Here is a 15,976-nt window from a genome sequence, read left to right on the forward strand (position 1 = left end):
TGCCAGTGGGCATTCGGGAGGTTCTTGAGGTCATTCCTGACATTCAAAGTCCATTTCGCAGACCGGAGACGATGGCACCCATGCTCTGCGTTCTCCGGCGCCGTTGCGAAATTTCTGCACGCTGACTGATAACCTCTAAAACTTAACTTGACAAGTTACGCAACCATAAAGTAACCGCTAAAATAAGATTATAGAAGTTAGCTCCGGAGAACGGAAATCCGATGCTATTTCGCAAGACAGGCCATGATCGAGGGCAACGTGAGTAAATCGAGCGGTTGCGCAACAGTGATTATGGTTCATGGCGCTTGGGCTGACGGCTCAAGCTGGAATCAGGTCATCGCACCGTTGCAGGCGGGAAGCCTCGATGTCATCGCCGCACCATTACCATTAACGTCGTTGTCTGAGGATGTGACGGCACTCGAGCATGCCATCGAGCGGACGCAAGGTCCCGTGGTGTTGGCAGCGCACGCATATGCGGGGGCCGTGATATCCGCCACGCGGAATGAGCGCGTGAAATCTCTCGTTTACGTATCGGCGCTTGCACCGGATGAAGGCGAGACGGTCGCGGATGTCTTCTATCGTGAACCGCCACATCCCGAAGCGCCGCAGCTGGTGCCGGACGAGCATGGTCTCATCTGGATGCCGGCGGATGGGTTCGCATCAGCATTCGCTCAACATGCTTCGCCGAAGCAGAATGCGCTGTTCGCTGCAACCCAAAGGCCGATCGCAGTTGCCTGCATTCAGGAAGGCGTACAGCGCCCCGCCTGGAAAGAAAAACCGTCTTGGTTCTTGATTGCGGAAGAGGATCGCATGATCAACCCGGCAACTCAGCAATTCATGGCTGAACGAATGGGCGCGAAAATACACTCCGAGAAAGTCGATCACATGCCTCTGGTCACGGCGCCAGAACTCGTCGTGGAAATCATTCTGGAGGCGATGGGGCCCGCGCGCCCCTAACGCCAAAAATTTCCGGCAATCGCACTCCGACAACTATCAAAGCGCGTTTTCATGTCACTTTGAGGTTCCCCATGAGCAAGGTCAGCTACAAGAAAGCCGATGTCGATGGCTTCAACATCTTTTACCGAGAGGCAGGTGCTAAGGATGCGCCGACCATCCTTTTGCTTCACGGGTTTCCAACCTCCAGCCATATGTTTCGAGACTTGATCCCGCTGCTTGCGGATCGCTTTCACGTCGTTGCGCCAGATCTCCCAGGCTTTGGTCAATCCGATATGCCGTCGCGAGACACGTTCGCCTACACGTTTGATAACATCGCAGCCGTGATGGATCGGTTTACGGAAGTGATCGGCCTCCAGCGCTTCGCGATTTACGTTTTCGATTACGGCGCGCCAACCGGCTTCCGAATTGCCGCAAAACATCCCGATCGTATTACCGCGATTATCTCACAAAATGGTAATGCATACGAGGAAGGGTTGAGCGATGGCTGGAACCCCATTCGCGCTTATTGGCAGGATGCTTCTAAAGCCAATCGCGATGCGCTCCGGGCTTTTCTGAAACCGGAAACGACGATGTGGCAGTATACGCATGGCGTGACCGAAGGATCATCGGTGTCGCCGGACGGATATACGCTGGATAATTTTTACCTCGCGAGGCCAGGCGCCGACGACGTCCAGTTGGATCTCTTCAGCGACTACAAGAGCAACGTCGCACTTTATCCGGCCTTTCAGGAGTATTTTCGGGCGTACACGCCGCCTTTTCTTGCTGTTTGGGGCAAGAACGATCCATTTTTCCTGCCCTCGGGCGCCGATGCATTCAAACGCGATATCCCGAATGCAACCGTGAAATTCTTCGACACTGGCCACTTCGCTCTTGAGACACATGCTTCCGAGATTGCGTCGGCAATCCGGAACTTCCTCTCCTGAACACAACCATCGCAGCCGTGGACCGCATCATCGTAGGTGCGACAGAGCGGCGTCCTGGAGGTTCACTATGCGCGCGATCGTTCTCGAAAAATTCGGCGGCCTCGACAGTCTTGTCTACAAAGACATTCCTGAGCCGAAGCCGATGGCTGGTCATGTCGTGATTCAGATCAAAGCGTTCGGTATCAATCATGCCGAGATGCACATGCGGCGCGGCGAATGGCCCGAAGCTGCCGAGGTCAGTGGCATTGAGTGTGTTGGTATCGTGAAGTCCTGTCCCGGCGGCGAATTTCCCGTCGGAGCAAAAGTTGCTGCATTAATGGGAGGTCTCGGACGCACGATCAACGGCAGCTATGCGGAGTTTACGCGTGCGCCCGTATCAAATGTCGCGTCGATTGAATCCGAACTTCCATGGGCAGAGCTTGCTGCCATTCCCGAAACCTATGCAACCGCGTGGACCTGCCTCTTCCGCAATCTCGACCTGCAAAAAGGTCAGTCGCTTCTTATTCGAGGCGCGACCTCGTCGTTCGGCCAGGCGGCCGTCAACATGGCGGTCAACGCCGGCGCTCGAGTCATCGCTACCACACGCAGCAAAGAGCGCTTTGCCAAGCTCGAAGCTCTTGGCGTCCTGCGTTGTGAAATTGAAGGGCCAAATATGTCGGCCCGTCTGCCGGAAACCAAGAAGCTCGATGCGGTGCTCGATCTTGTTGGCAACAGCACGATCGTCGATTCGCTCAACATGCTTCGGCGGGGCGGCCGTGCTTGCCTCGCTGGATGGCTCGGTGGTCTTGATCCGATCCACGACTTCAACCCGCTCCTCCAAATGGCGAGCGGGGTCTATCTCACGTTCTTCGGGAGCTTCGTTTTTGGAACTCCGGGATTTCCTTTGTCAGACGTGCCGCTTCAGGACATCGCACGGGACGTGGCGGAAGGAAGGTTGCAAGCGAAGCCGTCCCGCATCTTCAATTTCGAAGACATCCGTGAAGCACATCGCGTTATGGAGGCAAATCAGGCGAACGGAAAAATGGTCGTGGTGCACGCATGAACGGAGCTGTGTTGAGAACCGCTGCAATTTTTGCCGGCACCGAGATTCGAACGGATATTCGGTTCCAAATCAGCCCTGCGATGTGATTTGCGCAGCTCAGTAAAAATCCAAAGAATTTCGGAATACACCGAAACACTGCAAGTGCAATCGCTATGCTCGCTCTTGTTTTCGTTGCGCGTTCTGCGGCTGCGGAAAGTAGCGGTCTTTCTCCTTGGCAGGAGAGCTTTACCGGCCGGCTCGAGGCTCTAGCGGTGCTCGAAACCTTGAATGCAGATCTTCTCAGTCACGACAGCGCAACGCTAACTCTAGACCGCTGGTGTGATGGCCACCATCTTGCGTCTTCGGCCCACGTCGTCGCCGAGCTTATCCACGGCACGGACAAGGCGCCAACAGCAGAGCAACGCCAGCTGCTCGGCGTGACGCCCTCAGAGCCGATCCGCTATCGCAAGGTGTGTCTTAGCTGTGGTGACCACGTCCTCTCGGAAGCGGACAACTGGTGCGTGCCTAGTCGGCTGACACCAGACATGAGCCAGCAACTCGATCACACCAGCATTGCCTTTGGACGCGCAGTGCACGCCCTCAATTTCCGTCGGCGGACGCTTTCAGCGAAGCTTCTCTGGTCGCCTTTGCCTCATAACTGGGATATGGGAGAGCCAATTCCGGAGAGGCAAGAGACTAGCTTGCGGTGCCGCATGCGGTTTTGGAGCACCGTGCCATGCTGACACTACCTAATGGGATTCCGTTCAGCCAAGTGGTCGAGACCTACACTTCGGAGGTGCTCGCCTTTCCGCAGCCGCAGGGCGCGGATCAGCGATGACGTAACGATGTCGTCGAAGCGTCAGCGCTCGTCGCTCGAAAATCGTGACTGGTGTGCTGTTTCGTTGAGGGAAGGCCCCGCAGATTCTCCGCAGGGCCTCTATAATACTAACCTTTGTGGTTTGCCGGCACGAACCGAGTGCCCGCAATTTCTTGGCATTTGGCTGCAGTCATTTCTTTGAACCCCAGCCCCTTGCAGGCGTTCTGTCCCTTGCAAGCGTTCGAGGCAGACTTGCAAGCGCTTTGGCCCTTGCAGGCATTCGCGCCGAAGCATTGGCCAGCGGCTGCAGCATGAGCAGAGGGAGCAACGACCGCTCCAGCAATAAAAAGTGCTGCCGCTGCTGTGGCAATCGTGGCGCCGGAATTTACAGAAAATTTCATTCAATCCTCCAAGAGTTGCCATTAGCCCGATCGACTAATGCGTTGAGCCCGACATTTTCTCAAAACGTCGGGCGGACGCGGCTCCTACGTTGATAGAAAGCACGCCGTTTCAGCTCGGCTGAAATATGTCCCGGCAAGATTGAGCCGACAGCTTTTTTGAGATGTTTTGTCCAGGCCTATCGTCGGGGGCCGGCCTCTGCTCCCGGATCCTGATATTCAGCGTCAGTAATGAGTTTATTTTTGAGGTTATGAAACGCATCGAATTGGATAGGCGAAACCTGTTCTCGAGCGATCGCAAGAATGAGCGACCTCGCGCAACTTCGCAATCTGATTTGGAGTTTCATCATGTCTGTCTTTCTTAGAATTGGCGTCGCGGCTATCGCATTATCTATAGCGGTGAGCACTTTGGCAGTTGCGGGTGGGCATGATGACCCGCGTGCTTGCAATGACCATGCTTTCAGACATTGCCGGTAAAATTTATCTTTGATGCCGATCTTCTTGCCAGAGGCGTTGTCGAAACTATTAAGCGAAACAGGCCATTTCGCCGGCCAAATTGGCGTTAGTGCTCGGGGAGCGGTCAATTCCCGCTGCCCGAGCTTTGAAGAAATGTGCATTTCAGTAGAGGAAGCTGACGTCAATTTAAGAATTGCGATATTTGGCCCAGTTGATCGCCCGCGTGGAAACAAAATCCGAAATTTTTCGGACGAACGGCAACCGATTTCGGACCTTCAGCTTTCATCCTGATCTTATCAAATGGCTATTCAGTTCGAGAGAGTTATCGGACCGATTGTTCTCATTGAAACAGTGCCGCTGGCCCCGTTGTGAGATGAAAAGGATCGAAAGCAAGAAATGCATCCTGTCATCGATATTGCCAATATGATGCGGGTACCGATGACGGCAACCACTGCTCCGATCATCGAGTCGAGAAAGGATTCTGGTAGCTGGCGCTATCTTCGCCAAGCCTCAGAATCCGGCGACCTCTCTTCACGAATGAAAAACATGCACGCCGATGATGCAGCTAAGGTCATCGCAGCTCAGCTACGTCGCCAAGGTGTCGCTTGCACGTTTCCGCGACACGCCCACAGGAACTCCGAAAATTCAGCGGCTAATCAAGTCGTTTGGACTTTGCGCTGCGATGAAGCCTCCTACAGGGTCCAACTAATTCCGCATATAGGAGCGCGCGTCATGACCGTAGAAGAGGATCTCAGCAGGCCTCAGGGCGGGCAGAATGGTGATATGGAGAACTCGCCCCCGGCTGTGAAAAGTCAGCCGGCGCGCTAGCGAGAAACCCCAGCAACTTCCTACACCGCGTGTCGAGCCTGCCGGTTCGACGTCTCAACTACGGATCCGACTAAAGAGGATCGCTTATGAACTTCCGCCTCCCATTCGTTATGATCGCAGCTTGGTTGGCTGTTGCCAGCTGTCCTGCGCAATCGGCGATCGAGCCTAAGGATCCGGACCACGCACCAATCGCATCGGTCGACCGCTTCGGCGACAAAGCCGGAACTCTTTTACGGCGGTCGGCTGATAAACGTCTCCCTGGGCCGAACGAGCCGATCGACTTCGACACCCAGCCGTTGAACGCGCTTGGGTTATCTCCCCAGGGTAAGCCAGCGCTTTACTATCATCTGGATGTGCGAAGCACCACGCCGGCGCCGGTCTATATCTTGTATCGGGACGGTGAAGACACGCCCATCGCCGGGCAGCTCGATATCATAGACACGTTGCCGGGTGATCAGGGCTACAACGATTTCCGCCAAGTTTCCAAAGTGTGGGTGCCGAAGGAATACGTGCCCAATACGATAGTGGACGCAGCGTCTTTGCTGCGAGCCGGCTACAAGATGGAGAAGACAGGCACGCTGCTTAACATGGCGGTCGTGCCCGATAAATCGGTCGCGCGCATGCGCTTTAAAGGCGGAAAATCCGAGTTACAGCGCGCTTGGTATCGGGGCGAGGTCGCGAAATATTTCCTTTTCGACGAAGCGCCGCTGTCGGTATCGGACGGCGAAGTCCCAGTGTCGCCAATATACGATGGCTTCACCATTAATCCCGGGCAACCGAATGGGGGAGAAGTCTTCCACACCGAGCCAAATTCGAAGCAGACGCATAATGTCGTCGCTACTGCGCCAGGCGATGAAGGTTACTCGCCACTGTGGCTACGGGTTGTCTACGATAGCGCAGCCTGGCCGTCGGTACACGACCTCGACTCAGCGCTCAAGGCGAAGGTAGTCCCCGCCGAAACGCTCTTGATCAACTGCCCAATTGTATCGGTTGGGCAATAGCGAGCGGAAGGTGGTGGCCTACCCCAGGCATCACCTTCCACTCTGTCTCCGGGAGATCCGGAAATTTCACGGCACTTCGCCATCTCTGAAGAATTTCAATCACTGATCGAACATATCTAAGAGGATTTAATGGCAACGGCCGAGCACTTCGAAAACCTAATTCTCGGTAGCGGACAGGGAGGGAAATTACTCGCTTGGCATTTGGCGCGAGCAGGACAACGCACGGCCGTCGTGGAGAAACGCTGGATTGGAGGTTCCTGTCCTAACGTCGCGTGCATGCCTAGCAAGAACGAAGTTTGGAGCGCGCGGGTCGCTCATTTGGTGAAGCGCGGCGCCGAGTTCGGCGCAATGACAGGACCGGTCACGGTAGACATGGCCAAGGTCCGGCTGCGCAAGCGAGCCATGGTTGCCCATGAGATCGCATTGCATTTGCAGAACTACGAGCAAAGTGGCGCTCAACTCATCATGGGAAGCGGCCGGCTTATTGCAGAAAAAACGCTTGAGGTCCGCCAGAAAGATGAGAGTACACGTCTGCTCACAGGCGATCGCATTTTCCTCAACGTCGGGACGCATGCCGCTATTCCAAATGTTCCCGGCCTCGAGGCTGCTCGACCCCTCACGCACATTGAAGCTCTCGATCTCGACTACGCGCCGTCTCATCTGATTGTTTTGGGTGGCGGATATGTTGGGCTCGAAATGGCCCAAGCCTATCGACGATTTGGCAGTCGCGTCACCGTCATAGAGGCAGGTCCGCAAATCGTCGGGCGTGAGGATTCGGACATCGCAGACGCTCTGCAGCAGATCCTAAGTGATGAAGGCATTCAATTTGTGCTCGGTGCCGAGTCCATTCGCGTGAGTGGCAAATCGGGCCGGGAAGTCAGCATCGTTGTTCGAACGCCCTCCGGTGATCAAACGATAGACGGTAGCGACATCTTGGTCGCAATCGGCCGCGTTCCGAACACAGCAGGTATCGGGCTTGAAGATGCGGGTGTCGAATTGGATGCAAACGGCTACATTCGAACGAATGAGCGATTGGAGACAACGGCACCCGGTGTCTGGGCGATTGGTGAAAGTGCCGGTAGCCCGCAATTTACGCATGTTTCCGTCGATGACTTCCGAATTATCAAAGACAATTTAGCTGGCGGCGCTCGCAACACCGGGGATCGGCTCATTCCGGCTTGCGTGTTTACCGATCCTCCATTCGCCCGCGTTGGATTGAGCGAAGGTGACGCCAAACGGCAACGACTTTCGGTCCGCGTCGCGGTGCTGCCAATGAGCGCCGTGCTCAGGACCGCTGCAACGGATGAAACTCAGGGCTTCATGAAAATACTAGTCGATAGGAGTGACCTCATCGTTGGATTTGCAATGGTTGGCTCGGATGCCGGCGAGGTTGTGGCAGCGGTGCAAACAGCGATGTTAGCGAAGCTGCCATATCCAAAGCTTCGGGACGCTGTGATCACTCATCTGACGATGGCCGAAGGGCTCGGACCACTCCTAGGCAAGGTTCCATCCTATCAGAGCGCGAGCCGCAAGGCGGATCATGATAGCAGTGAGATTTCACTTTAAATTATGCGAACGAGCGTTGAGCTATGGCGAACGCCGATGTTTTTGATGAGGTCGATGCAGAGCTTGAACTTCGACGTTCCACCTCCCCAAAAGAGTCCCACACACTGACAACCCCGCTAAGAGACTCAATATGGGAAACTCAAAGACGCCAAGAAGCCCGCTGCTCGACCTTGATGCGCAAAGGACTTGCGGGTGACGAAGCGGCCTATAACCAGCTTCTTACAACATTGTCGGTCCGACTGGGTGCCATTATCCGATCCAAGTCGCGGCGCTACCGAATGGCGGCAACAGACATTGATGATATTCTTCAGGAAACCCTTATTGCGGTCCATACTCAGCGGCACCGTTGGAATCCAACGTTACCTCTAATGCCCTGGGCGGCAACAATTGCAAGAAACAAAATTATCGATGAGATGCGGCGTCGCAACCGGAACCACTGTACAGCGACCGGCGACGTTTCACAAATTTTCAGCGGCGCATCCTGCGAAGAGGCAAATGCTCTTGCAAAATACGACGTAGAGCGCCTTATCAAATGCCTGCCGGAGAGGAGTCAGGAAATAGTTGCAGCTATTGCATTGAATCAGAATTCCGCGCGCGAGGTCGCAGCTCGCTTGGGAATGCTCGAGGTTACGGTCCGCGTAACCCATCACCGAAGTCTGAGGTATCTCGCCAAGAAGTTCGCAAATGGGAAGTAGCAAACTTGCCGCCGAAGCGCTGGGGCCGTCGAGTATTTTCTCTCGCGGTGGATCGAAGGCGTCACTTCGGGTCTCGCTGGACTTCGCAAGGGTACGAACGGTGCGATGCGGTTCCGCTGAGGGGATCGAGTGTCTCGGTGCCGATGATTAAATTAAGATTGGCGCCGTCACTGGTGAAAGGATTATAGCCAGGCGCACCTATCTCCTGACAAGATTGCCACCAACCATGCTCTCCGACAACCACGCGAGGATCAAGCTTGTCGTTCAAGCGCGCGTGGGCATGCACGCTGCCTTCGGGTGTGAAGATTGAGACCCAGTCGCCTTCAGAAATACCCCGTGATTTTGCAGTGTCGGGGTGCAATTCGACCTTCGGGTAAAACGCATGCTTGCGGAGGCTTGGCACCGCGCGGTGCTGCGACTGGCAGAACAATGAGTGTTTGGCGCTCGTGAGAATCAATGGGAAGCGTGCCAGAAAATCTGAGCGTGCAACGCGCCCGATCTGCGGTTCTTCGAATTCGGGCAGCGGTGCGTAGCCATGATCGAGGAAGGTTTGCGAATAGAGTTCGATTTTGCGCGAGGGCGTTGCAAAGCCACGTGCCTCACCGCACGCACCCCTCTCGGCATATTTGGCATAGCGGGTCTGCAGGGGCAGGTGGACGCCCCTTGGAGCGGCCCGCAGTTGTTCCACCGTGATGCCCGTCGGACCAAGTTGCTGGCGATAAGCGCCCTCAATTTCGCCGTTCCAAAACTGCTGGGCCAAGCCTAGATGCGAAGCAATCCCAAAGACGATCTCCGTATCTGAGCGGGCTTCGCCGGGCGGAGATACCACGGCCTGACGCAACTGAATATGCGATTGCGCCCCAGAGCTGATTTCGAATCCGATCTTGAGCGCTTCTCGTTCGAAGCACGAAGCGGCCGGGAGGACGATGTCCGCAAGTTCGGCAGTCGGGGTCATGAACAGATCGGCGTGTGCGTAAAATTCCAATGCGCTGAGAGCTTTTCGTCCCGTCCTGCTGTCCGCGTGCGCCAATAGCATATTTGATCCGAAGCCGATCAAAGCGCGGATCGCATACGGTTTGTTCTCGAGAATAGCTCGGTAGAGATCATGGGTGGTGACGCTGCCCCATCGCGCTGGTCCTAAAGGACGTTCGGTTTGGCCGAGGACATCAGCCATGGGTTTGTTCGAAATCGATTCCACACGATTAATCGGCGCCGCGCCAACTGTTGGCAAGATTACGTTCCCACCCGGCGCATCGAAATTTCCGGTAAGCGCATAAAGCAGCGACATCGCGCGTGCGGTCTGGGTGGTGTTGGAATGCTGTTCGTGTCCACTCCAGGCGTAGTAGGAAACCGGACGCGAGTGCCAGATAAGCCGTGCAGTTTCCTCAACTTGATTGGCTGGAATACTTGAAATCGTTTCAACAATTCCGGGCGAATAGCGTCGACAGAGCCGAGCATAAAGTTCGAAAACGGTGTGGCAGATGACATGACCGCCAGTAGCCTTGACGCGATACTCGCCCTCTAGAGCGACATCAGCGGTATCGACTTTGTAGCGACCGGTCGTCGTGTCGTAAGGCACCAATCGCTTCGCCGATCTGTTCCATGCAAAATAGCGATGTGCATCTCCACCTGGTGTCACGTCGCGTTCAGTGAGCAGCCTTCCTGTGTCGGCTCGAACTAGGAGCGGTCCATTGCTCCAAGCGCGGATGAACTCGCGATCGTACCAGCCGCGTTCGATCATCACATTGGCGATTCCGAGCGCTAGGGCGCCATCACTTCCAGGTCGCACGCGGAGCCAGAGATCCGCCTTGCTGGCGAACCCCGCATGGCGTGGATCTATAACGATCAGTCGCATGTCGCGCTTAAGCGCTTCGGTAATAGCGGTCGCGTGGGTTAAACGGGAGAAGCTAGGATTGTAGCCCCAAAGGATCATGCAACCGCTTTTTGATATTTCCGGCATGGCACCGCCGAGTGCGCCGGCACCAAGACTCCCGACGCCGAAGGTGTAGCTCGTTGCCAAGGCGCGGCCCCAGCCGCATAGGTCGATACTATTAACTGCATTCGGACTGCCGAAAGCGCTCATCAGTCGCTGGACAAAAGCGTATGAATCCGCGAGCGCGGTCGTCGAGGGCGAAGATAAACTGAAGGCAACTGACTCCGGTCCATACTTCTCGGAAATTCCCGACATTGCGTCGGCTATCAATCCGAGTGCCTCATTCCAGCTAATTTGTTGCCAGCGAGGATCGGCCTCCCCTTTCGGGGTCGTCCGCCGAAGTGGGTATTTTAGTCGGTCCCGATGATAGACGAGCTCGGGCGCCGCGCGGCCCTTCGCACACAGAGCTTGGCCGGTCGGATGTGCGGTATCAGCTTCCAGAGTAGTGAAGCGACCGTCTTCGACCACCGCCATTGCACCGCATCGCGCGACACATAGGCTGCAATAGATGGGGACGCGCCGTGCATTCTTAGCCACGATCTTTCGCCTTAGGACAAATCCGATATCAATTATTCGGGAAAAGCTCCGTTGTTGCAGGTTGGTTTCAATATTCAAGGGTCGGAACGCGGAGGCACTTCAGGACTATCGGCACCAACTTCAGGACTCTCGGCTGAAGCCAATATTTTAAACGTGAGAAGCATTTCGGGCTCGCGGGCCAATAAAGTCGATGCTCTCGCGCGAACTCACATTAGGGCGGAATTCAAGGTCGTCGGCCCCGTGCGTTCAACTTCCCGATATAACCATTCGCTTAGGGAAATAATATGAAAATACCCTACAAAGTAGCAATAGTTTTTGCCTGTGTGGGTGCGGTCGGCGCGCTCTCGACGGTGTCTAGCAGCCAGGATGCTACCTCAAATAAGACGGAAGCTCTTGTCGACAACGCCGGTAATTTGAAGGTCCCGTCTAATTACCGCGCGACTTACGAATATCTAGGAAGCTGGGCAGTTGCTGACGACAAGGGCCAGGAAGGTTCGAAGCAGATCCATACAGTTTACGCATCTCCGGGAACGATAGAAGCGTATCGAACGAGCGGCAAATTTCCGGACGGCTCAGCGCTAGTGAAGGAGGTCTTTGCCGCGAAAACCCAGCCGATGACGACCGGCACCGTAAGCCATGAGGATAAGTTGCAAGGTTGGTTCATGATGGTCAAGGACGATAAAAACGCTCACCCCGAAAACAATCTTTGGGGAGATGGTTGGGCGTGGTCGTGGTTCGACGCCAGCAATCCTAACAAGACAACGTCGACAAATTACAAAAACGACTGCAAGTCATGTCATGAGCCCGCGCAGGCGACAGACTGGGTTTACACGAACGGCTACCCATCACTGCAAAAACAGTAAACTTCTTAGAAGGAAGTCTCCTCGTTCATTGCCCGGAGAAAGCCGCCGGTCTGAGAGATGAGAAGCACAGTGACTATCAGTGCCAGAGCGGCAATTGCAAGATAGACGCTGCATAGCGCTTTGACTGCTTGGTCTTTAGCAGGCGACGACTTGGCTCGTAATCGATCGCTCCGCGAAATTTGCTGAGATCGTTTGGACGCAGTTCCGCTGGCAAACGCCTCATGTCGGAGCCCGGCCATTTTTCTTTTCAAGCCTGTTCCGCTGCGCTGCCCAGGCGGCGCGGATCGGCGCCTTCGTTTCAACAGGAGAACACTATGAACTTTATCGTCGATGCGCTTAGCCGTTCGGGACTGCTCCGGCGCGATCTCGATTATCACCTGCTCCGTGCCTCGATGGTGATTATCTTCGCGTGGTTCGGATATGATAAATGGTTCGAATCTGAAATCAGAGGACTACTTCCATTGATCAGCCACGGCCCTTTTATCTCCTGGACGATTCCAGTCTTCGGCATTCGAGGCACCAGCTATTTTCTAGGAATGTCCGAATGGATCTTCGGTTCGTTACTGTTATTGGGGTTTTGGAATAAGAAATTAGGCGTGCTCGGGGCTCTCGGTTCTTGCTGCACCTTCCTTGCTACCTTGACGATAATGCCATTCGCTCCTGGTGCGTGGGACCCCGCTGCCGGAGGTTTTCCAGCCATGACAATTGTTTCGGCCTTTCTTTTGAAAGATCTCGTTTTGTTGGCTGTCTCTGTCTATTTGCTGAAGCAGGATGTCTCGCGGGAGCTCGCGGCGCGCGAAGAGGCCTAGTGATTTGCCCGCACCGTTGAAAGGAAACTCAGGCGAGGGTGCCAAGAGAATTAACATGGCTCGAGCCACCCTTCCTTCGGGCATCGTTATACCTGTCTTGCTCAGGACCTCGTCGGCTCGCTCGAACTCGGCCAAGTATCTCGCGATTGCGGTATCGGTCGCGCCTAGGCGTCGCAACAGCTTCGGCGAGATCGCACAATAGTTCGCTAGATCGGAGGAATTTTCACGCAGCCACTCTGCAAAGCGACGTCAACCGTGTGGCGGCGAGTTACTTGTTCGAATCCCGCTCGGTGACATGGCGCACCCGAGAGGATTCGAACCTCTGGCCTCTGCCTTCGGAGCAATTTGACCTGGCTATCCGAAATGCACGCCAGGACACGCTACAATGCGATATGCAATTGAATTCACTAGACAATTTCAATTTTCGCGCCGAATTGTCTATCCGAAATTTCGCTCCGATATCCATCCGGTTGCTTCCGTGGTGCTTCCGCGGAAGCAGCCCCTCATCAGCGAGGGGGCCGCGTTATGAGCAAGCTAACCAAGCGGATCGTGGATGCTGCCGAAGTCCGCGAGAAGGACTATTTCATCTGGGACGACGAACTGCCCGGCTTCGGCCTCCGCGTGTTCGCTTCCGGCAAGCGCAGCTACCTCATTCAATATCGCGCTGCTGGACGCACGCGGCGCTACACCATCGGCCTACATGGCGTGTGGACGCCGGAGACAGCCCGGCAAGAAGCGAAGGCGCAACTGGGACGCGTCGCGCGCGGCGACAACCCTTCGGAGGAACGTCAACTCGATCACAAGGCTATCACGGTCAAGGAGCTTTGCGCCCTCTATACCGCTGACTTGAACGCTGGGCTCATCCTGGGTAAGGGCGGGCGGCCGAAAAAGCCGACCACCATCGTCACCGACACCGGCCGCATCGAGCGGCACATCATCCCGCTGATCGGCGCGCGCCGGGTCAAAGATCTCACCAAGGCCGACATCAACAAGGTCTTGAAGGACATCATGGCGGGCAAGACGCGCGTCGCCGTCAAGACGAAGAAGCTGCGTGGAAAGGCCATTGTCCGCGGTGGCGCCGGCACCGCCACGCGCACCGTCGGGCTATTGGGTGGCATCCTCACCTACGCTGTTGATGCCGGGATCATCGAGGTCAATCCGGCGCACGGCATCAAAAAACCAAAAGACAATGTCCGGAATCGCCGGCTGACCGAGGCGGAGTACCGCACTCTCGGGCAAATGCTTTGCGATGCCGCGGCGAACGAAAAATACGCCATGACCGTCGATATCATCCGGCAGATCGCGCTCACCGGCTGCCGCCGCTCGGAAATGATCTCGCTGATGTGGATCGAGGCAGATACCGACGCAAGTTGCATGCGCCTGGTCGACAGCAAAGAAGGCGAGTCCATTCGTCCTATCGGACTGCCTGTCGTCGAGTATCTGGAGGAACGGCGCAAGTCAGCGGCGGGCACCTACGTCTTCCCCGGTCAAGGCGAGGACAATGCGTTCGGCAGCTTCCCTAATCATTGGGAACAGATCTTCAAAGACAGCCCGCTCGCGGGCGTCACCCCACACGTCCTGCGTCACAGCTTCGCCAGCATCGCCAACGATCTCGGCTTCACCGAGGTGACGATCGCCGCGCTAGTCGGCCACTCCAAGGGCTCGGTGACGAGCAAATATATCCATACGCTCGATACCGCCCTTATCATGGCTGCCGACACCATCTCCGGCTATGTTCAGGGGCTGCTCGACGGGATCGAATTCAAACAGACGGCTTACGCATTGGATCGCGATTCCCGTAGGGCGGCACTCGATCGCTTCCTGACCAAAGCAGTTGGGCAGCAGTCGGATGAAATCGAAGAGGAGACCCGCCTGGCCGCATGAGGTCTATGACGAGGCGGTCGCGTATTGAACGAAGCGGATCAGTCATATGGCTTTCAAATCGGTCGAGAACATTCTTCAGCCTGATCCGCGTTTCGCCGATCTCTGTGTCATTGAGAACGGTGCAGCCCGCCGAATGACGCTCGCGGACCACTATGGGGCGCTGGCTCGCCTCGGCCTCAAAGGCGCCGCGCCGGCGGACGTAGTGGCGGCTTTTGATCGTGCGCGAAACACCATCATCTACGCCTTCTTCGACTATGACCTGTTCGTCGTTGGCGAGGTGCAGGCATTCGGTGCGTTCGAGTTGGCGCTGAAACACCGGCTCAACGGTCACGGCGGCGCCGCTCGCGGCACGCTCCGCAATCTCGTCGACAGAGCGAGGAAGGCTGGCGTCCTACCGGCGCTCGTGCCGGGCGCTACTGCGTTATCTGACCCTATCGAAGCCCTGATCGCGCTGCGAAATGGACTGTCTCATGGCACAACCGACATTCACTCGCCGGGAATGGCGCTCGACGTCGTGGCCGCCTGCGCTTCGTGGATCGATCACGTATTTCCGTCGCGGACCTGACCGGCACCCTACGCCGATCGAACGTCCTCCCCTCGAACGGCTCGCACAAACTCATCGCGAGTGAGCGCGCAGATGGCAAATTCGCCACGCTTCAATGGACTGCCGAGGCGAGCGGCCGCTCCGGGACCGGCGAGGTAGAAGATGTACGGACCGGCATGGAAGAAGACGTGTGCCGCAGCGCGCTTCCACTTCTCAATGAACTGCTTGTTCGGTCCCATCCACCGCATGGTCGCAAACTCCTTGCCGTCGAGATTAACGACGCGGGATTTGAAATCGAGCGACATGCCGAAATAAGTCCCCAGGAACGAGCTTTCGCTATGGATGTGGACGAGCCAGAACATCCGATGCCCGCGCCGATAAAAAGCTTCCCGCGAGTTGCGCTCGTCCTCGCTGATTGAGGAGTGCTGCAGCTCCAGCACGGTCGCCATGGGGGTGCCGCTACCGACCAGAACATCCGCGCGATGCAATTCTCCGGTCGCCGGATCGCGCAAAGCGATCTCCCGACACGACATGTCGAAAAGTTCTTTCCAGCCGAGATGCCAAGGCCCCTCGGGCTCGCTCCAAGGATCGCAGTCGCCCGCCTTGTGCCGCCAATGGGGCGTGTTCTCGACGGGCATGACAGCGGTGAGCAGGCCTCCGCAATCTCGACAGGTGGTCCGTTCTCCCTTCGCGACCGGAGCGCGTTTCTGGTCGCCGACCCAAGCATAAAGCATAGGCTACCGT

The 15,976-nt window shown here is 56.2% G+C and carries 13 protein-coding genes; 11 read left to right on the top strand and 2 right to left on the bottom strand.

Features of this window, described 5'->3' with window-relative positions:
• Positions 1-291: 291 nt before the first annotated feature.
• The 7 genes from RLW55_RS08535 to RLW55_RS08565 all read left to right on the top strand — a co-directional run bounded on the left by RLW55_RS08535 (position 292) and on the right by RLW55_RS08565 (position 8,662).
• A complete protein-coding gene (locus tag RLW55_RS08535) occupies positions 292-957 on the top strand; it encodes an alpha/beta fold hydrolase (RefSeq protein ID WP_423416394.1) in 666 nt (221 codons plus the stop codon).
• Between the two features lie 71 nt (positions 958-1,028).
• A complete protein-coding gene (locus RLW55_RS08540) occupies positions 1,029-1,880 on the top strand; it encodes an alpha/beta fold hydrolase (protein WP_423416142.1) in 852 nt (283 codons plus the stop codon).
• Positions 1,881-1,947: 67 nt separating this feature from the next.
• Positions 1,948-2,922 (top strand): zinc-binding alcohol dehydrogenase family protein, encoded by a 975-nt coding sequence (locus RLW55_RS08545; RefSeq protein WP_423416143.1) that lies wholly within the window; start codon positions 1,948-1,950, stop codon positions 2,920-2,922.
• 152 nt (positions 2,923-3,074) lie between these two features.
• Positions 3,075-3,644 (top strand): hypothetical protein, encoded by a 570-nt coding sequence (locus RLW55_RS08550; protein WP_423416144.1) that lies wholly within the window; start codon positions 3,075-3,077, stop codon positions 3,642-3,644.
• A gap of 1,842 nt (positions 3,645-5,486) precedes the next feature.
• Positions 5,487-6,401, top strand: a complete 915-nt coding sequence (locus RLW55_RS08555) for a hypothetical protein (protein ID WP_423416145.1) — start codon at positions 5,487-5,489, stop codon at positions 6,399-6,401.
• A 129-nt stretch (positions 6,402-6,530) separates the two neighbouring features.
• Entirely contained in the window at positions 6,531-7,967 is a 1,437-nt protein-coding gene (locus tag RLW55_RS08560) for an FAD-dependent oxidoreductase (protein ID WP_414463938.1), read from the top strand.
• Between the two features lie 23 nt (positions 7,968-7,990).
• Positions 7,991-8,662 (top strand): sigma-70 family RNA polymerase sigma factor, encoded by a 672-nt coding sequence (locus tag RLW55_RS08565; RefSeq protein WP_423416146.1) that lies wholly within the window; start codon positions 7,991-7,993, stop codon positions 8,660-8,662.
• Positions 8,663-8,723: 61 nt separating this feature from the next.
• Here the strand turns inward: RLW55_RS08565 and RLW55_RS08570 are convergent, their stop codons facing one another.
• Entirely contained in the window at positions 8,724-11,132 is a 2,409-nt protein-coding gene (locus RLW55_RS08570) for a molybdopterin-containing oxidoreductase family protein (RefSeq protein WP_423416147.1), read from the bottom strand.
• A 284-nt stretch (positions 11,133-11,416) separates the two neighbouring features.
• Here RLW55_RS08570 and RLW55_RS08575 point away from each other — a divergent pair, with 284 nt between their 5' ends.
• From RLW55_RS08575 to RLW55_RS08590, 4 genes are all read left to right on the top strand, one after another.
• Positions 11,417-11,995, top strand: coding sequence for a cytochrome P460 family protein (locus tag RLW55_RS08575; RefSeq protein WP_423416148.1), 579 nt, complete (start codon positions 11,417-11,419; stop codon positions 11,993-11,995).
• A gap of 314 nt (positions 11,996-12,309) precedes the next feature.
• Positions 12,310-12,804, top strand: a complete 495-nt coding sequence (locus RLW55_RS08580) for a YkgB family protein (protein WP_423416149.1) — start codon at positions 12,310-12,312, stop codon at positions 12,802-12,804.
• Positions 12,805-13,329: 525 nt separating this feature from the next.
• Positions 13,330-14,688 (top strand): tyrosine-type recombinase/integrase, encoded by a 1,359-nt coding sequence (locus tag RLW55_RS08585; RefSeq protein ID WP_423416150.1) that lies wholly within the window; start codon positions 13,330-13,332, stop codon positions 14,686-14,688.
• A 46-nt stretch (positions 14,689-14,734) separates the two neighbouring features.
• The gene (locus RLW55_RS08590; RefSeq protein WP_423416151.1) at positions 14,735-15,253 is read left to right on the top strand and encodes a hypothetical protein; all 519 of its coding nucleotides are present in this window, start codon (positions 14,735-14,737) and stop codon (positions 15,251-15,253) included.
• 8 nt (positions 15,254-15,261) lie between these two features.
• Here the strand turns inward: RLW55_RS08590 and RLW55_RS08595 are convergent, their stop codons facing one another.
• Complete coding sequence (locus RLW55_RS08595) at positions 15,262-15,966, bottom strand: competence protein CoiA (protein ID WP_423416152.1); 705 nt, start codon at positions 15,964-15,966, stop codon at positions 15,262-15,264.
• Positions 15,967-15,976 lie beyond the last annotated feature (10 nt).

Source organism: Hyphomicrobium sp. B1, assembly GCF_049532635.1.
GTDB lineage: Bacteria > Pseudomonadota > Alphaproteobacteria > Rhizobiales > Hyphomicrobiaceae > Hyphomicrobium_B.

Coding starts and splice junctions, on each gene's coding strand:
- RLW55_RS08535 (WP_423416394.1), top strand. CDS start 292: ATGGTTCATGGCGCTTGGGCTGACGGCTCAAGCTGGAATCAGGTCATC.
- RLW55_RS08540 (WP_423416142.1), top strand. CDS start 1,029: ATGAGCAAGGTCAGCTACAAGAAAGCCGATGTCGATGGCTTCAACATC.
- RLW55_RS08545 (WP_423416143.1), top strand. CDS start 1,948: ATGCGCGCGATCGTTCTCGAAAAATTCGGCGGCCTCGACAGTCTTGTC.
- RLW55_RS08550 (WP_423416144.1), top strand. CDS start 3,075: ATGCTCGCTCTTGTTTTCGTTGCGCGTTCTGCGGCTGCGGAAAGTAGC.
- RLW55_RS08555 (WP_423416145.1), top strand. CDS start 5,487: ATGAACTTCCGCCTCCCATTCGTTATGATCGCAGCTTGGTTGGCTGTT.
- RLW55_RS08560 (WP_414463938.1), top strand. CDS start 6,531: ATGGCAACGGCCGAGCACTTCGAAAACCTAATTCTCGGTAGCGGACAG.
- RLW55_RS08565 (WP_423416146.1), top strand. CDS start 7,991: ATGGCGAACGCCGATGTTTTTGATGAGGTCGATGCAGAGCTTGAACTT.
- RLW55_RS08575 (WP_423416148.1), top strand. CDS start 11,417: ATGAAAATACCCTACAAAGTAGCAATAGTTTTTGCCTGTGTGGGTGCG.
- RLW55_RS08580 (WP_423416149.1), top strand. CDS start 12,310: ATGAACTTTATCGTCGATGCGCTTAGCCGTTCGGGACTGCTCCGGCGC.
- RLW55_RS08585 (WP_423416150.1), top strand. CDS start 13,330: ATGAGCAAGCTAACCAAGCGGATCGTGGATGCTGCCGAAGTCCGCGAG.
- RLW55_RS08590 (WP_423416151.1), top strand. CDS start 14,735: ATGGCTTTCAAATCGGTCGAGAACATTCTTCAGCCTGATCCGCGTTTC.
- RLW55_RS08595 (WP_423416152.1), bottom strand. CDS start 15,966: ATGCTTTATGCTTGGGTCGGCGACCAGAAACGCGCTCCGGTCGCGAAG.